At 44.1% G+C, this 15,269-nt stretch carries 12 protein-coding genes; 5 read left to right on the forward strand and 7 right to left on the reverse strand.

The annotated features are described in order from the left end of the window. Positions 1 to 225 precede the first annotated feature (225 nt). From gcvP to AB4384_RS16270, 3 genes are all read right to left on the reverse strand, one after another. On the reverse strand, positions 226 to 3,105 hold the full coding sequence (gene gcvP, locus AB4384_RS16260; protein ID WP_372129814.1) for an aminomethyl-transferring glycine dehydrogenase: 2,880 nt from the start codon (positions 3,103 to 3,105) through the stop codon (positions 226 to 228). 88 nt (positions 3,106 to 3,193) lie between these two features. After that, complete coding sequence (gene gcvH, locus AB4384_RS16265; protein ID WP_017105929.1) at positions 3,194 to 3,574, reverse strand: glycine cleavage system protein GcvH; 381 nt, start codon at positions 3,572 to 3,574, stop codon at positions 3,194 to 3,196. A gap of 51 nt (positions 3,575 to 3,625) precedes the next feature. Continuing rightward, complete coding sequence (locus AB4384_RS16270) at positions 3,626 to 4,918, reverse strand: serine hydroxymethyltransferase (protein WP_059018605.1); 1,293 nt, start codon at positions 4,916 to 4,918, stop codon at positions 3,626 to 3,628. A 441-nt stretch (positions 4,919 to 5,359) separates the two neighbouring features. Here AB4384_RS16270 and AB4384_RS16275 point away from each other — a divergent pair, with 441 nt between their 5' ends. The 3 genes from AB4384_RS16275 (at position 5,360) to AB4384_RS16285 (ending at position 8,906) form a co-directional block, all read left to right on the forward strand. Further along, positions 5,360 to 5,983: a helix-turn-helix domain-containing protein gene (locus AB4384_RS16275; RefSeq protein ID WP_017105927.1), complete on the forward strand. Its 624-nt coding sequence runs from the start codon at positions 5,360 to 5,362 to the stop codon at positions 5,981 to 5,983. A gap of 448 nt (positions 5,984 to 6,431) precedes the next feature. Continuing rightward, the gene (gene gcvT / locus AB4384_RS16280; protein WP_372129815.1) at positions 6,432 to 7,565 is read left to right on the forward strand and encodes a glycine cleavage system aminomethyltransferase GcvT; all 1,134 of its coding nucleotides are present in this window, start codon (positions 6,432 to 6,434) and stop codon (positions 7,563 to 7,565) included. Positions 7,566 to 7,844: 279 nt separating this feature from the next. Then, entirely contained in the window at positions 7,845 to 8,906 is a 1,062-nt protein-coding gene (locus tag AB4384_RS16285; RefSeq protein ID WP_372129816.1) for a trypsin-like serine protease, read from the forward strand. 100 nt (positions 8,907 to 9,006) lie between these two features. Here the strand turns inward: AB4384_RS16285 and AB4384_RS16290 are convergent, their stop codons facing one another. Beyond that, positions 9,007 to 9,333: a hypothetical protein gene (locus tag AB4384_RS16290; RefSeq protein ID WP_029236416.1), complete on the reverse strand. Its 327-nt coding sequence runs from the start codon at positions 9,331 to 9,333 to the stop codon at positions 9,007 to 9,009. A gap of 200 nt (positions 9,334 to 9,533) precedes the next feature. Here AB4384_RS16290 and AB4384_RS16295 point away from each other — a divergent pair, with 200 nt between their 5' ends. After that, a complete protein-coding gene (locus AB4384_RS16295) occupies positions 9,534 to 9,851 on the forward strand; it encodes a helix-turn-helix transcriptional regulator (protein WP_017059843.1) in 318 nt (105 codons plus the stop codon). A gap of 93 nt (positions 9,852 to 9,944) precedes the next feature. Here the strand turns inward: AB4384_RS16295 and arfB are convergent, their stop codons facing one another. Beyond that, positions 9,945 to 10,355 (reverse strand): alternative ribosome rescue aminoacyl-tRNA hydrolase ArfB, encoded by a 411-nt coding sequence (arfB, locus tag AB4384_RS16300; protein ID WP_017059842.1) that lies wholly within the window; start codon positions 10,353 to 10,355, stop codon positions 9,945 to 9,947. 87 nt (positions 10,356 to 10,442) lie between these two features. On the opposite strand from arfB, the gene AB4384_RS16305 reads away from it, so the two are divergent. Beyond that, positions 10,443 to 11,048, forward strand: coding sequence for a beta-phosphoglucomutase family hydrolase (locus AB4384_RS16305; protein ID WP_017069882.1), 606 nt, complete (start codon positions 10,443 to 10,445; stop codon positions 11,046 to 11,048). A 63-nt stretch (positions 11,049 to 11,111) separates the two neighbouring features. Here AB4384_RS16305 and AB4384_RS16310 read toward each other — a convergent pair whose 3' ends face one another. Together AB4384_RS16310 and AB4384_RS16315 are read right to left on the reverse strand one after the other, a co-directional pair. Then, positions 11,112 to 13,016: a diguanylate cyclase gene (locus AB4384_RS16310; protein ID WP_065584255.1), complete on the reverse strand. Its 1,905-nt coding sequence runs from the start codon at positions 13,014 to 13,016 to the stop codon at positions 11,112 to 11,114. Between the two features lie 237 nt (positions 13,017 to 13,253). Further along, positions 13,254 to 15,002 (reverse strand): formate--tetrahydrofolate ligase, encoded by a 1,749-nt coding sequence (locus tag AB4384_RS16315; RefSeq protein ID WP_372129817.1) that lies wholly within the window; start codon positions 15,000 to 15,002, stop codon positions 13,254 to 13,256. Positions 15,003 to 15,269: the final 267 nt, after the last annotated feature.

Below are 15,269 nucleotides of genomic sequence, written 5' to 3' on the forward strand. Positions count from 1 at the left end.
TTCATGGGGCGTTTACCTAAGACTCATGAGACAAGCTAACGGATGTACAAGCCTTTTGTACTTTTAGTCCATAATTGAACGCGGTGGCCAAAGAGACCGATACAACGACGAAAAAAGCGAACCATTCGGTTCGCTTTTCTATATGGTTTACGTCACAAACTTAATTGCGGTCACAGACTTAATTAATCTAGTCACAAACTTTATTGTGATGTGACACGCTACGAATTAGTCTTCGTAGTTGTCGATGCTTGGGCAAGAACAGATTAGGTTACGGTCGCCGTATACGTTGTCTACACGGTTAACAGTAGGCCAGTACTTAGAGTTCTTCGTTGCTTTAGATGGGAAACAACCAAGTTCGCGAGAGTAAGGGCGATCCCACTCTGCGCCTGAAAGGTCAACTTGCGTGTGCGGTGCGTTCACTAGAGGGTTGTTGTCTAGTGGCCATTCACCCGCTTTTACTGCTGCCATTTCGTGACGGATTGCGATCATCGCTTCACAGAAACGGTCTAGCTCTTCTAAATCTTCTGATTCAGTTGGCTCTACCATTAGTGTGCCAGCTACTGGGAAAGACATCGTAGGCGCGTGGAAACCGAAGTCCATTAGACGCTTAGCAATATCTTCTTCGCTGATGCCTGTGTCTTCTTTAAGCGGACGAATATCGATAATACATTCGTGCGCTACGCGGCCGTTAGTACCACGGTAAAGAACAGGGTAGTGAGGACGTAGTTTCTCCATCACGTAGTTCGCGTTCAGAATCGCTACTTTCGTTGCGTCTGTTAGGCCAGGTTCGCCCATCATCGCGATGTAAGCCCAAGAGATAGGTAGAATTGAAGCACTGCCTAAATCTGCTGCTGATACCGCGTAGTCAGAACCTTGTACACCGTTTTCGATGTGACCTGGTAGGAAAGGTGCTAGGTGCGATTTAACACCGATAGGACCCATACCCGGCCCGCCACCACCGTGTGGGATACAGAATGTTTTGTGTAGGTTCAAGTGAGATACGTCTGAACCGATGAAGCCAGGTGAAGTTAGACCTACTTGAGCGTTCATGTTCGCGCCGTCTAGGTAAACCTGACCGCCCGCTGCGTGTACTTGTTCACACACTTCTTTCACTTGCTCTTCGTATACGCCGTGCGTAGAAGGGTAAGTGATCATGATGCTTGATAGGTTTTCTTTGTGCTTCTCGATTTTCGCTGCTAGGTCTGTCATGTCGATGTTGCCATCTTCATCACACTTAACAACCACTACCTTCATAGAAACCATTGATGCTGTTGCAGGGTTAGTACCGTGCGCCGAGCTTGGAATCAGACAAACGTTACGGTGACCTTCACCGCGGCTTGCGTGGTAGCGTTGAATCGCGATTAGACCTGCGTATTCGCCAGATGCTCCAGAGTTAGGCTGTAGTGAGAAATCGTCGTAACCGGTGATTTCACATAGCTTCTCTTTAAGATCTTTTGCTAGTGCTGTGTAACCCGCCGCTTGCTCTAGAGGTGCGAATGGGTGAATTGAACCAAACTCAGGCCATGTTACTGGAATCATCTCAGCAGCAGCGTTCAGCTTCATCGTACAGCTGCCCAGTGGGATCATGCCGTGCGTTAGTGAGAAGTCTTTGTTCTCAAGCTGTTTTAGGTAACGCATCATTTGCGTTTCGCTGTGGTGCGTGTTGAACACTGGGTGAGTTAGGAACTCTGATTCACGACGACAGTTTTCTGGAATTGCCGCAAACTCATTTGATGCAATGTCAGAAGATAGCGCTTGAACGTCTTCTTTTACGTCGAAGATAGCGAATAGGGCATTCACGTCGTCGACTGTGGTTGTTTCATCTAAGCTGATACCGATCTTACCTTTAAGAAGGCGCAAGTTGATGTCTGCTGCTTGTGCTTTCGCGTACAGTGCATCTGTCTTCTCTTCAGAGTTGATTGTGATGGTATCGAAGAAGCTGTTGTTTGTTAGCTCGTAACCCGCTTTAGTCAGGCCAGCCGCTAGGATAGCTGTCATGTGGTGTGTACGACGAGCGATAGTACGTAGGCCTTCTGCACCGTGGTAAACCGCGTAGAAAGACGCCATGTTTGCTAGAAGTGCTTGAGCTGTACAGATGTTCGATGTCGCTTTCTCGCGGCGGATGTGTTGCTCACGAGTTTGCATTGCCATACGTAGCGCTTGGTTACCGTGAGTATCGATAGAAACACCGATTACACGACCTGGCATTGTACGCTTATGCTTTTCACGAGTACCCATGAATGCAGCGTGTGGACCGCCGTAACCCATAGGAACGCCGAAACGTTGCGCTGAACCGATTACTACGTCTGCGCCCATTTCGCCAGCTGGCTTAAGTAGAGCAGAAGCAAGTAGGTCAGTTGCAACCGTTACAAGAGTCTTGTTTGCTTGAGCTTTCGCAATGATGTCTGTTAGATCACGAACTTCGCCTGTTGTACCAGGGTATTGAACTAACGCACCAAATACGTCTTGCTCTGGAAGTGTTTCAAGAGCACCAACCATTACTTCAAAACCGATGTACTCAGCACGAGTTTTAACAACTTCTAGTGTTTGAGGGTGAACATCGTCAGCAACGAAGAATACTTTGCTCTTGCTTTTACCAGCACGCTTACACAGTGTCATCGCTTCGCCAGCCGCTGTCGCTTCATCAAGAAGGGATGCGTTCGCGATTTCCATACCGGTTAGGTCCATTACCATTTGTTGGTAATTTAGTAGAGATTCAAGACGACCTTGAGAAATCTCTGGTTGGTATGGTGTGTAAGCTGTGTACCAGCCTGGGTTCTCTAAAACGTTACGTAGAATAACGTTTGGAGTGAATGTGTTGTAGTAGCCTTGGCCAATGAAAGTACGTTTCACTTGGTTTAGGTTAGCGATCTCTTTAAGAGAGGTCAGCATGTCCATTTCGCTCAGTGGCGCAGCAAGTGTCATTGGTTTTTCAAGACGGATTTGTGCAGGAACCGTTTCGTCGATCAGTGCGTCTAAGCTAGTCGCGTTGATCGCATCAAGCATTTTCTGCTGGTCTGCTTTATTAGGGCCGTTATGACGAGCAACAAACTCGTTTTGAGTACCCAAGTCTTTTAGTAATTGGCTTTGAAGTAATTCAGTCATGATATGTTCTACTTTCTCTTTGGAGCCGTGAGCTAGCCCCTAAAATTAAGCTGCTCTAAAGAGCAGCTTTATCGTAATGAGGAACCTATTAGTCTTCTTCGATAGAGCTTAGGTATTCTTCCGCATCCTTAAGGTTGTCTAGTTCAGACGCATCAGACATCTTCACTTTAACAATCCAACCACCTTCATAAGATTCTTCGTTAATTAACTCAGGGCTATCTTCTAATTCTTCGTTGATTTCTACGATTTCGCCAGAGATTGGTGCGTAGATATCAGAAGCTGCTTTCACTGATTCAACTAGAGAGAAGCTTTCGCCGGCTTCGATTTCGTCTCCAGTGTCAGGCAGGTCAACAAACACAACGTCACCTAGCATCTCTTGAGCGTGCTCAGAAATACCGATAGTTACAGTACCGTCACCGTTGTCTTTTACCCACTCGTGGCTGTCTGCAAACTTTAGTGTATTGTCCATTGCTTATTCTCCAAAAATTTATGAGGTTTTAATTTAAATCTTAAAAACGGTTTAACGATAAAGAGGGAAGCGTTTGCAAAGCTCTTTAACTTGCTTGCGAACACGTTGCTCAACTTCAGCGTTGCCTTCAGGGCTTTCAACTAAGCCATCAAGTACATCGCCGATCCATTCACCGATAAGTTTGAATTCTTCAGTGCCAAAACCACGACTGGTTCCAGCTGGCGTACCTAAACGAATACCCGAAGTAATCATAGGCTTCTCTGTGTCGAATGGTATGCCATTTTTGTTACATGTGATCCCTGCACGTTCTAATGCTTCTTCAGTTACGTTACCTTTCAAGCCCTTAGGGCGAAGGTCAACCAGCATTAGGTGCGTGTCTGTTCCGCCAGTCACAATGTCACAACCGCGAGTTTGCAACACTTCAGCAAGAACTTTTGCGTTGTCGATCACTGAATCAATATAAGTATTAAATTCTGGGCCAAGTGCTTCGCCAAATGCTACTGCTTTAGCCGCGATAACGTGCATTAGTGGGCCGCCTTGTAGGCCAGGGAACACTGCAGAATTGATCTTTTTGTTGATGTCTTCGTGGTTAGTCAGAATCATACCGCCGCGTGGGCCACGAAGTGTCTTGTGCGTTGTTGTCGTAACAACGTGAGCGTGTGGTAGTGGGCTAGGGTGAGCACCTGTCGCAATAAGACCCGCGATGTGTGCCATATCGACCATTAGGATTGCGCCAACTTCGTCAGCGATTTCACGGAACTTAGCGAAATCGATAACGCGTGGGATAGCACTACCACCAGCAATAATCATTTTAGGTTGGCTTTCGATAGCTAAAGCGCGAACTGCTTCGTAATCGATTTCAAGAGTGTCGCGGTCTACGCCGTATTGAACTGCGTTGAACCATTTACCAGACATTGCAGGACGTGCACCGTGTGTAAGGTGACCACCAGCGTCAAGAGACATACCTAGGATAGTGTCGCCAGGTTGAAGTAGGGCAAGTTTAACTGCGCCGTTTGCTTGAGCGCCAGAGTGAGGCTGTACGTTTACGTATTCACATTTGAACAACTGCTTAGCGCGTTCGATTGCGATAGCTTCTACTGTATCTACGTGCTCACAACCGCCGTAGTAACGACGACCTGGGTAGCCCTCAGCGTATTTGTTGGTTAGGCAAGTGCCTTGAGCTTGCATTACTGCTTTAGAAACGATGTTCTCAGAAGCAATAAGTTCGATTTGTTCGTTTTGACGAGTGTTCTCTGCTTGGATTCCAGCAAATACTGCGTCGTCAGTCGCAGATAGGTTCGTAGAGAAAAAACTGTCTAAGCTATGGTTTTGGTAAGCGTTCATTGTCGAGACCTTTCATTAAGCTAATGGTGATTGTTTTTATAGTCCATTAAGTCTTACGTTGATTTCTGCATCGGTATCGTTTGCGCTATGTAGGTATAGATAAACGTGAATTGCGTTATAAATATACTCTTACAGCGTCTAAGCGATCGTTGTAGGGTCAATGCAGCACGAATTGTTTCCCAAAAAGTTCGGGTAAAAAACAGCTCTTACAAATGTTAAATCTATCATTTGCTGCAAGCTGAAGTAGCATCTCTTCATCTAACAAGTCGATAACATAGCTCTGATAAAATCAATTTTCAACAAAAATTTCCAATAGGAAACAACTTTTCTCGTTTTGCTACAGGGAGCACGCTTTATTTCTGTGTGTGCTCTTTAATCAACAAAGCGCTTCATGCAACAATGAAATGAATAGACAGGAAGTAAGAAAATAATGAGGGACCTATGTCAGAAGACATTTATGATGAGTACCCATCTTTAACGTTGGCGAAAGAAACGTTAGACCAGAATATAGAACCACTTAGGCTAGGCCAGCGTATTAAAGATATCCGCGGCAAGCTTGGGATTACGTTAGAAGAAGCAAGCCAAAGAACTGGCTTGGCGCGTTCTACGCTCAGCAAAATCGAGAATGAACAAATCTCGCCAACCTTTCAAGCAATGCAAAAATTGGCGATGGGTTTGCAAATTGATATGCCGCAACTCTTTGAGCCTCCAAGGAAAAAAGTCGCAACAGGACGTCGAGACTTAACCAAGGCAGGCCAGGGTAAACCTCATCCAACACCGACTTACGAACATGAACTGCTTGCGACTGAGCTTTCTAATAAGAAGATGATGCCGTTCAAAAGCCGCGTAAGAGCGCGTACTTTTGAAGAATATAATGATTGGGTTCGTCACGATGGTGAAGAGTTCTTAATGATTATCTCCGGTGATGTGATGTTCTACTCAGAATTCTACGAACCCGTACCAATGAGCGAAGGCGACAGCATGTATTACGATGCCAATATGGGCCACATGTTGATTTCTACTAGTGCAGAAGATGCGCTGATTTTGTGGGTGACTGCAAAATAAGTTAACAAACTTAGAATTTCTTATAGTGAATGCAAACGTTTGCTTTTATTTCTAACGTTTGTCAAATGACGCGATATTGATGTGAAAATCATCAATATCGCGTTTTTGTATGTATCGAATAATTGTTTTTAAATTGTTAAATGTCACATTTTGAGCTGTTTTAATCTTGTTAAGGGTGTAAAACTCACTCAGGCTTGTTTATTATAGTGAACACGGTTTACTCATGTTGATTGAAGTTTACTGAAGTGAATTCTTAGAAAGTGAGTTGTATAGGATTTGTACAGTCATTCATATTTATAACGCTAACAATATAAGCCTATATAAAAGACATCACTTTTTACTATCTACTGTTTCTAACGTTCACCCGTATCGTTAGAGGCGACTCTAAATAGAGATATAAGCGGCAGACTCGATTTTGGACAGCCTGCAACGCTTCATGGAGAATAAAATGACTCAAGAACACGCTAATCAAGACCTACTAAAAACACCACTGCATGCACTTCACGTTGAAGAGGGTGCGAAAATGGTCCCTTTCGCTGGCTACGATATGCCAGTTCAGTACCCACTAGGTGTAAAGAAAGAGCACTTACACACTCGTGACGCTGCCGGTCTTTTTGATGTTTCTCACATGGGGCAACTTCGTCTACATGGTGCAAATGCAGCTGCTGTCTTAGAATCTTTGGTTCCTGTAGATATTATTGACCTTCCTTCTGGTAAGCAGCGTTACGCGTTCTTTACTAACGAGCAGGGCGGCATCATGGATGACCTGATGGTTGCGAACCTTGGCGATCACCTATTTGTTGTTGTGAACGCAGCTTGTAAGACACAAGATATCGACCACCTAACGGCTCACCTTCCTGCAGACGTAAAAATGGAAGTGATTGATGACCGCGCTCTATTAGCACTTCAAGGTCCGAAAGCGTCTGAAGTTCTGGCTCGTTTCCAACCAAGCGTTGCAGACATGCTGTTCATGGATGTTCAAAAAGTCGATATCGACGGCGTAGAGTGCATCGTAAGCCGCAGTGGTTATACCGGTGAAGATGGCTACGAAATCTCAGTACCGAACGATCACGCTGAAGCACTTGCTCGTAAACTAACATCAGAAGCAGAAGTAGAGTGGATTGGCCTTGGTGCTCGTGACTCACTTCGTCTTGAGTGTGGTCTATGTCTGTACGGTCACGATCTAGATACAACAACAACGCCGGTAGAAGCTAGCCTTTTATGGGGTATCCAAAAAGTGCGTCGTACTGACGGTGAACGTGCAGGCGGTTTCCCTGGCGCTGATATCATCCTTGAGCAAATCGCGACTAAAGACGTTCAACGCAAGCGTGTTGGTCTTGTTGGTCAGACTAAAGCACCAGTACGTGAAGGCGCTGAGCTGTTCGATGCTGAAGACAACAAGATTGGCGTTGTAACAAGTGGTACTGCGGGTCCTAACGCGGGCAAGCCTGTTTCTATGGCTTACGTTCGTACTGACCTAGCGGTTATTGGCACTGAAGTATTCGCTGAAGTTCGTGGCAAGAAGCTACCAATGACAGTAGAAAAAATGCCATTCGTACCTCAGCGTTACTATCGTGGCTAATCTCTTTTAAGAGAAACCACTAAGCTAAATGAAAGCCTATTGTTTGCTTCTCTTTATTGGGAAGCCTAACGGTAGGCTTTTTTGATTTTGGTAGCGTATGTCTTTGGTAACGTATTGCTTTTAACGTTACCCACTAACAACGGTTACTTAAAATTCGTTTATAAAATGAGATATGTGGCGATATCGTTACAAATACTTACTATAATCACGATTGTGACGTGTTATGGTGACGATTCATCATTTTTGTAAATAAGTAGTAGGGGTTACAAGGAGTTAACTATGAACGTAAACCATACAATGAGTCCGGTTCGTAAAGCCGTTTTAGGGCTTTTAGCGCCATTAATTTACACATCAAGTGTTATGGCAACGGAAAACACGGACGAAAGTACTCCTGATTTGGGTGTAACACCCTATATTGTGAATGGTAGCGACGCTTCAGTCACGGAATTTCCTTCGATGGCAAGCTTGTTCATTGATCGTATTGATTATGACGGTGTTTACTCAACAGGCCCTTACTGTGGTGCGACAATTTTAGATAACTATCATGTACTGACTGCTGCACACTGTATTTATGGTGATGAGAATGCTCAACTTTTCACGGTAGTTGTTCCTCAATTGGAAGATACTTCTCTATTCCCTAACGGTAGCATCCAGAAAGTACGAGTATCTGAGGTGTATTATCGAACGGATTATTCAAACAGTATCAATCAACTATTAAGAAATGATATTGCGATTTTAAAGTTAGAAGCTTCTCTTAACCTTCAATCCTCAGCTGAAACTGTTATCCCTCAATTTGATACATACCTTAATGCTGCGAATGATTTCGTTGCAGTTGGCCATGGTGACATCGAGACTGATGTTGATGGTACGACATTGCTACAACAAGTTGACCTGACATATGTTGATACTCTTAATTGTAAAGCTGTTTTCGGTCCGTTAGTCACTGATAAACAAATTTGTTTCAACGGTAACGGACCGAATAATGGCTTATACGGGGGTACATGCCAAGGCGATTCTGGTGGTCCGGTGTTTTGGAAAAATGGCTCTACATATGAACAGGTCGGTATAACGAGTTTTGGGCCGACTACTTGCGGTGATGACATCGGCGTAACATCTGTATTTACAGAGGTATATGATTATAAAGATTGGATTACGGATGTAACTAAAGGGGTAAATGATAGCACGGAAACTCTCCAGTTTACCGCGACAGAGGCAAAACGAGTTGCTGTTGCTGGGACAAGTGCGTCAACTGGCTCTGGTAGCAGTGGCGGAGGTATTTCATTTGGTTTGCTAGGGATGCTGATGTTGATTGCTGGTGTTAGAAAAGCAGTTAAACGTTAGATCTTCAATGTTTTGAACAAGTCGACGCTTTATTTAAAGATAGCGTCGACTTTTTATTTTTTACTTTTGCAGGTGTGCAGTTGGTTAGTTGCTTGTAGAACTAGTTACTCAGCTCGATAACCGCTTTACGGCTGTATCTTTCTAGAATCTCATCCATCTCTTTTATCGCAGCATTGATGCTTTTAATCCCACCTTGAGCCACACCTTTTTCATTTTCGTTCAATGCAGAAAAAGCTTGCTTTAATTCCTTACCTTCCAACATGTTCCCGTGCAGCAACACCTCTTTGTACGTGAGTAGCTTATGTTGTATTGCAATAATTTCTGGGCGGGGATTGTCTGATTCTAATGCGTGACTAATGCAAGGAAATGCCAATGTATAGCGATTCGCAATTTCCAATTTGACGTCTTTCTTATTCGCAATATGCAATTTTTATTATTTCCCAACACTTGAATACTCAAGTTACCTAGCCTGTACGTTCACAACTGATATCAGTGTGAAGGTTTATGAAACGTAACGGTTTTATCAAGCGAATAATATGGCTTTGATGGCTTATGTAAACCATCACAAGTCAATATGGTCTGCTTCTTGCTGAATTTAGGACATAACTGTCTTTTGAGGATGAGCTTATGTCACAAGAACCCATAATATTGGCGCTGATTGAGCGTAGGAAACAAGCCAACTTGTCTCAAGAAAAGTTAGCCTCGAGTGCAGGAATGAGCTTAAAAACCTATCAAAGGATTGAACGCGGAGAGGCGGACATCAAGATGTCTCAGTATCGTTCAATCACTAGAACCTTAAAAGTGACGGATTTGGATGTGGTGCTTGATATTGTTGGCGCATCACAAGTAACAGCGGAAGATGTAGCTGCGGTCAGTCGTCTGCTGACCAGCGAAGAGCGCCTGTTGTTGATCAAGCTGATTTTGTCGGTCAAAAAGAAGCAGTAGTCTTTCTTTCAAATAAACAGCGTAATAGATCGATTCGTTAGTCAAATTGACAGATACTTCTAGGGTAATGTGTTCTCTGAGGGCATGAAGCCATCAGCTCACTCTTCCACGCAGCTGTTTGGTGGTGCTTCTTTGTTTTTTGCTTTCTAAACGTCTTTTCTGAGAGCCACGCGTCGGCTTAGTTGCTCGTCTTACTTTTTGAACCTTTGTCGCTTCCAAGATCAATTCTTTCAAGCGCACTAAAGCATCATCTCGGTTTTGTTCCTGAGTTCTATACTGTTGCGCTTTAATGATAATCACACCGTCTTTGGTGATGCGGCTATCTTTGTGTGCGAGGAGCTTTTCTTTATAGAAGTCAGGTAGGGTAGAGTGCTTGATATCAAAACGTAAATGTATCGCGCTCGATACTTTATTGACGTTCTGACCGCCGGCTCCTTGTGCTCTGATCGCTGTTAACTGGAGTTCCCAGTCTTGAATCGAAACAGAGTTAGATATTTGTAACATAAACATCCATTTTGAACGGTAATATGGCGCCATGATACTGAATATTGGTTATGGTATCAGTAACTTTATTTAAGAGTGGTAGTAGTGATGAAAATAGATTTAACGGCATATGAAGGATTAATCTTTGATATGGACGGTACGTTGATCGATACAATGCCTGCACATGTAAAGGCGTGGGAGCGAACGGCTGAAGAGTTTGGCTTTCATTTTGAAGCGTCTTGGCTGCATAGCTTAGGTGGCATGCCGAGTTATAAGATAGCCGGTGAGGTGAACAGCAAATACGGTTTATCGCTCGACCCACAAGCGGTTTCTACGTTTAAAATGGCGTCGTTTGCGGCTATCGAAGACAAAGGAGACGTTATCCCTTGTACTCACTCTCTGTTGTTAGAGCATCTGGGTAACAAGAAGATTGCAGTCGGAACGGGCAGTCAACGTAAAAGTGCCGAACAGTTACTGGATAAGACAGAGATCTTGAGTAAGCTCGATATTCTCGTGACAGCAACAGACGTTAAGAATCACAAACCAAATCCGGATACTTTCTTAGATGCGTGTTTTGGTATGGGTTTGCAGCCAAAGCAGTGTGTTGTGTTTGAAGATACGAACCTAGGTAAGCAGGCTGCTCATGCTGCGAACATGGATTGTATTCTAGTGGTAGAGGGGAACAAACTAGAGTTCTATCCTGCACCAAGCTGATTGCAAGGATTGGGTTGTTAAACCGCCAAACTAATAGCCTAGCGGAACAATACTGATTTTCTGTTAGGCGATTTCGCTCATTTCGCTGTCTAGGAACAGGCACACACTGTTTCGACCTGCTGCTTTGGCTTCATAAAGTGCTAAATCGGCGCACTTGTAGTTAAGAGCAGGGTCGTTGGTCAGGTTGGTAATTCCACCACTGACCGTCACCACGTTATCGAGCTCAATACTGACTGCGATTCTCAATCTGTTAAGTACATACTCAGCTTCTTCTGTTGTGGTATGAGGCAGAATAACGCCAAACTCTTCGCCACCAATACGAGCCACAAAATCAGTTTCTCGGCACTCTCGTTGTAATACTTGAGCAACGGTTTGAATGACGCGATCTCCATAATCGTGACCAAATCTGTCGTTGATGCGTTTGAAGTGGTCTATGTCCAAAATCGCTAAACAAGACTGTTCGCGAGTAGGGTAACGATTAACACGAGAGCACTCATCTCGCAGCTCAAGATCGAATTTACGGCGGTTCCAACACCCAGCTAAGGCATCTTTTTCACTCAGGTTTCTCAGTTTGTTTTCTAGCTCTTTGTGTTTACTTATATCCACAAATGAAGCGACATAAAACTGAATCACGTCTTTCGAGTCTTTAATGGTTTGGATTCGCAATATTTCCGTGATCAAAGACCCGTCTTTACGACGATTAACCACTTCGCCTTCCCACATGCCTTTCTCTTTGATGATGCTCCACATCTTGATGTAGAACTCTTCGTTGTAGCGACCAGAGGCAAACATGGACGGTTGGCGGCCTTTTACGTCTTCTAACTCGTAGCCACTCACACGGGTGAACTCTTGGTTTACTTTGATGATTCGGTTGTTTCTGTCGGTAATCACCAAGGCAGACATGCCATTCATTGCGGCCTTAGCAAGTTGGCTCTCGATACTGTTCTTCTTGTGGTTGCTGTTCCACAATACGAAGCCAGCGGAGATCATCGAAATCAAGAAAGACAAGGTGATGATCTGAACGACGATCGCTTGTTTTTCTTGTCGGTATTGACTGCTGAACTGCTGATTTTCAATGTGAAGAACCATGTAAATAGGGCCTTCAAACTGTTTGATTTTAGGGCTGATGTCGGAATGAAAATACCAGTTCTCACCATCGAAATAGCTCGAAGATGTCTTGTCTTGAATCGCAGTCCAAAGCTCAGGGTATAACTTTGCGTAAGTCTGCTCTGAACGTGATTCAATTACATGTCCGAAAGATTCCGTAGGATCCGGCCCCATGATTATGTGTCCGGTTTTGTTGAGAATAATAGGAACAGCAGAAGATGCACCAATTTGATAGTGAAGGCGCTTATAAATCTCAAGCATGTTCAGGTTTGCGATGAAGTAACCAATAATGCGGTTGTTTTCAGCGACTGGCGTCATAATGCGTAGTGCTGGAATCAAAGGGCGAACGATCTCTCCGTTTTCGACTTCAAGATCAATACCGCGAGAGCTAATCTCACCAATCTTTAATTGCTGTAGTACCTCATAGTAATCACGCGAAGACTTGTTCTGCAGTTCACTATCTGGAACCACGATTGCTTGATTGTCTTTATAATTAACGCGAAACACTTCGTTGCCAGCTAGATCGAGGTAACGAAGCTGAGAATAGTATTTTTGGCCACGAGCTAACATCACCCAAAGATCTTGCAGGGTTTCTTTATGGATAATAGAAGGTTCTCGAATCGCTCGGAGTAGTGTTTGAGAGTCGGCGATTGAAGGAACAGAGTTAGAGATTTGCTCAACAATAACAGCGAGTTCATGAAAGCTGTATTCGATTTGATTTTGGCTAGACTGCTTAATATTTAGAGTGTGCTGAGCATCAATTCTGTCAAGTTCAGAATTGATGTAGAGGGCAGGGACTAGTCCTAGGGCAAAGATGGTACATAGAAATTGGCTGACTAGTTTTTTTATACTTGTATTCATCACTGTCCTCAAAGAATCAGCGCAATACTATATATTTTATAGGGTTTTTAATGTGATCTTGACCGAGAAGTTAAGACAAGATTCGCATATAACTACGATTTAAGTGCAACTTTTTGCATTTAAGCTTGATTGTTGAGCAATCACTTCGTTAGTAAATGATTACTCAATATAGAACACTGCTCCGAAACCTAAGCTAAATTAATCGCGATTAATTGCCGATTATCTAACTAAGGGCAGCTAGCTTAGGCCAACGATATTTCCATTACTATCAATATCTAACGACATGAATGCCGGTTTGTCAGGCAAGCCTGGCATGGTCATCAGATTGCCGCACAACGCGTAAATAAAGCTAGCACCAGCACACAATTTTAGTTCTCTAACAGGCACGTCAAATTGGGTTGGTGCACCTTTAATGTGTGCTTCTGTCGAGATTGATAGTGGTGTTTTTGCCAAACAAACCGATAGGTCGCTATAGCCATGAAGTTTGAATTCAGCCAGCTGTTTTTTAGCCAGTGGAGATAGCGAAATACTTGCCGCGCCATAGCCAACTTCAGCAACTGCCATCAGCTTTTCTTCTAGGCTTTGCTCTGAGTGATACAAAGGCTTAAATTCACTCTGTTTTTGGCAAGCTTTTACTACAGCGTGAGCCAGTTGAGTTGCCCCTTCGCCACCTTGACCAAATGCTTCGCTTACTTCAACGCTAACGCTTGGATCGAAGTCGGTGATCATCTGCTTCAAAGCATCGAGCTCTTGCGCTGAGTCTTGTGGGAATCGGTTAATCGCAACAACTGTAGGCACTTGGTATTGCTTAACGTTGTTGATGTGCCATTTTAGGTTCTCAAAGCCTGCAATTAGCGCGTCTTGGTCATCATTAAAAATTGAATCTGGTAATGGAGTGCCCGGTCTCAAATCGTATAAACCAGAGTTGGCCTTTAATCCACGTAATGTTGCAACAACCACAGCGCAATCGGGCTTTTTGTTCGACGCTTTCGCTTTTATGTTGCATGCTTTCTCAAAACCCATGTCTGAGCCAAAACCACCTTCGGTTACAACAAAGTCACTCAGTTTTAACGCTATCTTATCGGCAATAATTGAAGAGTTACCATGTGCGATGTTCGCGAAAGGCCCGGCGTGAATTAGGGTAGGGACGCCTTCAAGGGTTTGCATCAATGTTGGTTCAATAGAATCCTTCATGGTTACGGTCATTGCGCCTGCAACGTTGAAGTCATCTGCGATTAGCGGCAAGCCTTGTTTGTTGTAAGCAAGTACCACTCGTCCGATACGCTTTCTCAAATCTTGAAGGTTATTGGCTAGAGCAAGAATGGCCATTAGCTCTGAAGCGGCTGAGATATCAAATCCATCTTCGCGTTCAAAGCCGTTAATTGTTTTATCTGCTTCGTTTTTGCCAACCGTGATCATGCGTAATGCGCGATCATTGTGGTCAAGTACACGTCGCCAAACGATTCTGCTTGGGTCGATATCCAGTGCTTTTAAGCCTGAGCGCGCTTCAAAGGCTTCTAACCCTTCACGCTGCTCATGATACAAACGTGCGTCAATGGCGGCAGAGGCGAGGTTGTGAGCGGCCGTAACAGCATGAATATCGCCTGTCAGATGCAGGTTTAATTGTTCCATAGGGGCTACTTGAGAGTAACCACCACCCGCAGCACCGCCTTTTACGCCAAATATCGGACCCATTGAAGGCTGGCGAATGCAGGCCATGGCCGATTGGTTAATCTTTGCGAGGCCTTGTGCCAATCCGATAGTAGTGACGGTTTTGCCTTCACCAAGAGGTGTCGGTGTGATCGCCGTGACTACGACTAATTTACCATCTTGTTGGTTGGCGAGGCGTTCAAGTGATGTGAGAGACACTTTTGATTTGAATTGCCCTAATGGCTGATGTTCGTTGTGGTGCAGGCCAGCTTGCTTGGCAACCTCACTGATGTTTTTAAGGGGAGTAGAGCGACAAATATCAATATCAGACAGCATATTTGATCCTTATATCAGAACCGAAAAGGTGGTACGTAAACGTTTGCGTGGCGATAGTACTGTATAAATTTGCCAAGTAAAGGCAAACCACACGAATTATGTGCTGGAAGATAACAGATCTAAAGAGTCATTGCGCGAGATCAAATCTTAAACGAGCAAAATATTCGATCTGATTACCTTGAGCTGCAGTTATATTGGCGTTGTATACAAAAAGGGCTGCATATAGCAGCCCTTTAAGGAATGGGTAATCTCACTTGGCGTTAACCT

The sequence above is a fragment of the Vibrio sp. 10N.261.51.A4 genome (genome assembly GCF_041471945.1).
Lineage (GTDB): Bacteria > Pseudomonadota > Gammaproteobacteria > Enterobacterales > Vibrionaceae > Vibrio > Vibrio crassostreae_C.